Genomic DNA, 1,904 nt, shown 5'->3' with positions numbered 1-1,904 from the left:
CAGTTCGGGCTGGCCGGGCACCTTGCCCAGCCTCACCTTGAAGAGATCGGGATTGATGCATCCCCCCTCACTCTGCTTGATCGCGTCGGCAAGGACAGGCACGGCGGAGTTGGCCATCCGGGTCTTTCCAGAGGCTGTGTTGCCGCGCAAGGCGAACAGGGTCGGCTCGCGACCGGATCGTTCGATGGCTTCCGCGAAGACCGACGCCTTCTTGACAGAGTCGTCGATCAGCTTGTCATGCAACTGCCGGCGTTCGGGGCGCCAGTTGTTGGGATCGTCGAGAAATTTCCACCGCGCGGGGCCAAACGGCGGGAGTGCGCCGACCGTGAACATCTCGTCGGAAGTCCTGGCCGAAGCGCCGGTCCCGGAGCCGGGCAGGGCCGCCAGCTTCGGAGACGAGGTCTGGCGCAGCGGAGATGCCGCGCGTACCGGCGACATGTTCCTGCGTCCTGCGCTCTCAGGGGCTGCCTTCAATGCAGACGAGCCTTCCCGCGGTTGCGACATTGCCCTCGTCGGCGACGCAGTGCCCGACTGCGGCGTGGAGGTGGGTGGGCGCGATGGGATGGATCGACCGGTGATGCTGGGTGTCATGGCGTGCGGGTGTTGAGCAGTTTGATCGACCTCGTGTGGAACGACTTTGTCTGGCTTGGCACGCCGCCAGGCTCCGATACGCGAAGACCGCGCCTGTTTCGCGCAACGACGCGCTGGCGGCGCGCGTGTTCGCAGGCTGAAGCCACGCCGCGGGCCTCTACACTGGCCCGATGCACAGACAAGGCGGGCTGTACCTTGCGGGGATCACGGTCGCATGGCTGCTGGGCGTCGCATGGCAGCTCCAGCAGCAGGCTGTCCAGCCGGCCTGGGGCACGGCGCTGCTGCTCGTGGCCTGCCTCTCCTGCACGATGCTCGCCTGGCGCTGGCGCCGCGGCGCACTGCTCGGCGTGCTGGCCGCATCGATCGCCGCATCGGTTGCGGGATTTGCCGCTTCCGACCTGCGCGCCGCGTTGCGCCTGGCCGATGCGCTGCCCGCCGCGCTCGAAGGCGACGACCTCGTCCTCACCGGCACTGTCGCGAGCCTGCCCGACCACACCCCGTCCGGGCTGCAGTTCCGCTTCGAGGTCGACGACGCGCGCCGGCGCGGCGAGCCGGTGGCCGTGCCACCGCTCGTCTCGCTCGGCTGGTACAAGGGCTGGCACGATGATGGCCCGCTGAACGCCGAACAATCGCAGCTGCGCGCCGGCCAGGCCTGGCGCTTCACCACCCGCCTGCGCCAGCCGCACGGCAGCGTCAACCCGGGCGGCTTCGACATCGAGCTGATGCTGTTCGAGCAAGGCGTGCGCGCCACCGGCTACGTGCTCGACGGCCACGCCGAGCTGCTCGACCCCGCCGCCGCTCACCCGATCGAGCGCCTGCGCCAGCGCGTGCGCGACCGGCTGTATGCGCAGGTCGGCGATCCGCAGGCGGCCGGCGTGCTGGCCGCGCTGGCGGTCGGCGACCAGTCCGCGATAGCGCGCGCCGACTGGCAGCTGTTCCGCACCACCGGCATCGCCCACCTCGTCAGCATCAGCGGCCTGCACATCACGATGTTCGCGTGGCTCGCCGCACGGCTGGCCGGCGCGCTGTGGCGGCGCTCGGCGCGCGCGATGCTGTGGCTGCCGGCGCCGCTGGCTGCGCGCTGGATCGGCCTCGCGGCGGCGATGGGCTATGCGCTGTTCGCCGGCTGGGGCGTGCCGGCGCAGCGCACCGTGTGGATGCTCGCGGTCGTCACGCTGCTGCAGGCCGGTGCGCGCCGCTGGCCGTGGCCGCTGGTGCTGCTGGCCGCCGCCGTGGTCGTCAGCGCCTGCGATCCCTGGGCGCTGCTGCAGCCGGGCTTCTGGCTGTCGTTCATGGCTGTCGGGCTGCTGATG

At 70.9% G+C, this 1,904-nt stretch carries 1 protein-coding gene and 1 pseudogene; one reads left to right on the top strand and one right to left on the bottom strand.

Annotated features, from left to right (window positions below):
- Positions 1-438, bottom strand: a pseudogene (locus AC1D12_RS32210) (XopAJ/AvrRxo1 family type III secretion system effector zeta toxin); the annotation flags it as partial.
- Positions 439-761: 323 nt separating this feature from the next.
- Between AC1D12_RS32210 and AC1D12_RS32205 the strand changes: the two are divergent.
- Positions 762-1,904 (top strand): ComEC/Rec2 family competence protein (locus AC1D12_RS32205; protein WP_477845222.1); only part of this gene is annotated, 1,143 nt, incomplete at its 3' end.

It is taken from the genome of Rhizobacter sp. P1_G5, from assembly GCF_056405435.1.
Note: the sequence above shows the minus strand (reverse complement) of the source record. Positions and strands in the feature narration are given on the sequence as shown.